Source organism: Salinibacterium sp. (assembly GCF_031364185.1).
Lineage (GTDB): Bacteria > Actinomycetota > Actinomycetes > Actinomycetales > Microbacteriaceae > Rhodoglobus.
Genome location: NZ_JANLVV010000262.1, coordinates 1 through 3732, shown reverse-complemented (window position 1 = coordinate 3732; position 3732 = coordinate 1). Strand labels below are relative to the sequence as shown.

The following is a 3732-nucleotide window of genomic DNA, read 5'->3' as shown; positions in this document are numbered from 1 at the left end:
TTCAGGAGGTGGTGTGACTGCTGGGTCTGGAGGCCGCTGGCGGGATCACTTCAGCCCCTCTGGTCACTTCAGCCCCATGACCTCCTGAATGATGAAAGGACCGTAGGGTCGGAGTATGAGCGGAGTGCGTGGCGGCGGCCGAATGATGGGCGGCGGGGATGCGGCGGCGCAGAGGGCAGCGAACGCGGCGGCACCGAAGATCCCGAACCTGCTGGGGCGCATTGCCGGGCTTTTCGCCCCGCACCGGCAGGCACTGACGGTCACGATCATTCTCGTGCTGGTCAGTGCCGGGCTCAGTGTGGTGCCACCGCTGCTGACGAAGCAGGCGTTCGACCAGGGGTTGTTTCCTTCGGATGGAAGGCCCAACATCCCGGTCCTGGTGCAACTGGTCTCCATCATGGTGGCCCTCTGGGTCTCCTCCGCGGCGCTCGGCGTGTGGCAGACGTGGCTGACCGCGACGGTGGGCAACAGGGTGATGGGCGCCCTGCGCATCCGCCTGTTCGGTCACCTTCAGGCCATGGAACTTGCGTTCTTCACCCGCACCAAGACCGGGGTCATCCAGTCCCGGCTGCAGAACGACGTCGGCGGGGTCGCCGGCGTGCTGAGCAACACCATCTCGAGCGTGATCGGCAATACGGTTACGGTGCTCGCGGCTCTCGTGAGCATGCTGGTGCTGAGCTGGCAGCTGACGCTGGTGGCGGTCATCCTTCTCCCGGTGCTGGTCATCGCCCAGCGCAGGGTCGGCCAGGTGCGTGCTCGCATCGCCACGAAGACCCAGGAGTCGCTCAGCGACATGACCGCGATCACCCAGGAGGCGCTGAGCGTGAGCGGCATCCTGTTGGCGAAGAGTTTCAACCAGCAGCAGGCAGAGACGGCGCGCTACGACGCCGAGAACCAGAACCAGATCTCGCTGCAGGTGAAACAGCAGATGAGTGGTCAGTGGTTCTTCGCGATGGTCAGCATCTTCCTGTCGATCATTCCCGCCATCATCTATGTCGCCGCCGCCTATCTGATTACCGGCGGGGTGGATGTCACGGCCGGCACGATCGTCGCATTCACGACCGTGCAGGCGCGACTGATGTTCCCGCTGCTCGGCCTCCTGCGGGTGGCCCTCGACCTGCAAACGTCGTCGGCCCTGTTCGCGCGAATATTCGAGTACCTCGATCTGGAGCCCGCCATTACGGATACGCCCGATTCACACCCGGTGCGCGCTGCCGGGCTTGGCAGGATCGAGTTCGACAACGTGGTGTTCCGCTATCCAGATGCGCCCACAGAGTCACCGGCCACCCTGAAGGGCGTCTCGCTGGTCATCGAGCCGGGGCAGTTTGCGGCGTTCGTTGGGCCTTCGGGTGCGGGCAAGACCACCGTCTCGTACCTGATCCCGAGGCTGCACGATGTGACCGCGGGTCGTGTGTTGTTCGCGGGGGACGATGTGCGGCAGCTGGACTCCGATTCGCTGGTGCGCAACATCGGGATCGTGAGCCAGGAAACGTATCTCTTCCACGCGACGATCGCGGAGAATTTGCGCTACGCGAAGCCGGGGGCGACCCTCGCAGAGCTGGAGATCGCTGCCGTCGGTGCGAACATCCACGACACGATCATGTCGTTTCCCGATGCGTACGACACGGTGGTGGGGGAGCGTGGCTACCGTCTTTCGGGTGGAGAGAAGCAGCGCATTGCCATCGCGCGGGTGCTGCTGAAAGACCCGGCGGTGCTGATTCTCGACGAGGCCACCAGCGCGCTCGATTCGCTCTCTGAGCGGGTGGTGCAGGATGCGCTGGATGCCGCGTCGAAGGGTCGCACCACGATCGCCGTTGCGCACCGGCTGTCGACGGTTCGCGCCGCCGACGTGATCTTCGTGGTCGACGGTGGTCGCGTGGTGGAGCGGGGGACGCACGACGAACTCATCGCGGCCGGAGGCTTGTACTCCTCGCTATACGCGCAACAGCTGCGATAGCCGGGATGCGGGCGCTGCCCCGCCGCCTACTCGAGCAGCTTGCCGGCCTGGGTCACATCCTCCATGAGTGCGGCGATCTCGGCCGGCACCGGCGGGATCTGCTCGTGCGCGATCGAGCCGTCGGCCGACCAGACCAGGTTCACCTGCAGGGCGGGATCCATGTCGGGGTAGTCGCTGCGATTGTGAGCACCGCGACTTTCCCGGCGCTCGAGAGCGCAATCGAGGGTGGCTCGCGCGGCCATCAGGGAGGCGCGCAGGTCGAAGGCATGTGCGAGGCCAGAGAAGCCCGCGACATCCGGATGCACACCGATTCGGCTCTGGCGATCGTCGAGGTCGTCCAACTGGCGCAGCCCCTCGGTAAGCCCCGCCTCGTCGCGCACTACTCCACCGAAGTCGGTCATGGTGTTGCGGATGTCGCGCTGCAACGCCCGCACATTCTCCTGCCCGTCCGAAGCCAGAGTGTCGCTCACCTCGCGCTCGGCGGCGTCGATCACGTCCTGGGAGCGGTGCTGGGAGGTGATGCCCGCGCTGTACTCGGCGGCGGCCTGACCGACGATCCGGCCGAAGACGAGCAGCTCGATGAGCGAGTTGCCACCGAGACGGTTGGCCCCGTGCAGCCCGCTCGAGGCCTCGCCGATGGCATACATTCCGACCACATCGGTGGAGTGGTCTTCCGGCCGCACCCATACGCCTCCCATGGAGTAGTGCGCGGTCGGGGCGATCTCGATGGCGGTGGTGGTGACATCCAGCACCTGCAATTCGAGCATGGTTTGATAGACGCGGGGCAGTCGCGTCATGATCGTCTCGCGGGGCAGGTGGGAGATGTCGAGCAGCACTCCGCCCTTCGCGGTGCCGCGCCCCTCCTTGATCTCTGTGTACGCGGCGAGCGCGACCCGGTCACGAGTGGACAACTCCATGCGCTCGGGGTCGTAGTTGGCCATGAAGCGCTCGCCGAGTACGTTCCGCAGCACCCCGCCCTCGCCCCTCGCGGCCTCGCTGATCAGGGTGCCCGCGGCATTCTCGGGTTCGAGGATGCCGCTCGGGTGAAACTGCACCAGCTCGGCGTCGCGCAGCCGGCCACCGGCATCCACCGCCAGCTTGAAGGAGTCGCCCGTGTTCTCGTCGCGACGGCTGGAGGTGCGACGCCAGATGCGGTTGTGCCCGCCAGCCGCGATGATGACCGCGTCGGCGATGATCGTCACCCTGCTGCCGTCGCGCAGGTCGAAGCCGTACGCACCGAACACCACGTTATCGCGCACCAGGATGCGAGTGATGTACACCGAATCCAGGATCGGAACGTCGAGTTGGGCGGCACGCGCGACCAGGGTGCGCTGGATTTCGAGCCCGGTGTAATCGCCCGCGAACGCGGTGCGACGGTACTTATGCGCCCCGAAATAGCGCTGACTGATGCGACCATCATTCTCGCGCGCGAACGGCATTCCCCATCGTTCGAGGTCCTGGATGCCTCGGCTGGCGTTCTTCGTCACAATCTCGGCCGTGTGCGGGTTGGCCAGGAAGTAGCTCTCCTGGATGGTGTCTGCCGCATGCTGCTGCCAGCTGTCTTCGGCATCCATGGTGGCCAGGGCCGCGTTGATGCCCCCAGCCGCCAACGAGGTGTGTGCATCGTTCTTCGGGCGCTTGCCTACCGCAAGAACGTCCACTCCGCGCTCGGACAGTTCGATCGCGGCCCGCAGGCCCGAACCTCCCGTGCCGATGACGAGAACGGAGGTAGAAATACGGCGACCAGTGACGGCGGTGTCGGGCATGCGGGAGCC

The 3732-nt window shown here is 65.8% G+C and carries 2 protein-coding genes; one reads left to right on the top strand and one right to left on the bottom strand.

Translation table 11 applies throughout. The annotated features are described in order from the left end of the window. Positions 1–115 precede the first annotated feature (115 nt). Complete coding sequence (locus RMN95_RS11670; RefSeq protein ID WP_309617081.1) at positions 116–1957, top strand: ABC transporter ATP-binding protein; 1842 nt, start codon at positions 116–118, stop codon at positions 1955–1957. A gap of 26 nt (positions 1958–1983) precedes the next feature. Here the strand turns inward: RMN95_RS11670 and RMN95_RS11665 are convergent, their stop codons facing one another. Continuing rightward, positions 1984–3723, bottom strand: a complete 1740-nt coding sequence (locus RMN95_RS11665; RefSeq protein ID WP_309617082.1) for an FAD-binding protein — start codon at positions 3721–3723, stop codon at positions 1984–1986. Between the last annotated feature and the right edge of the window lie 9 nt (positions 3724–3732).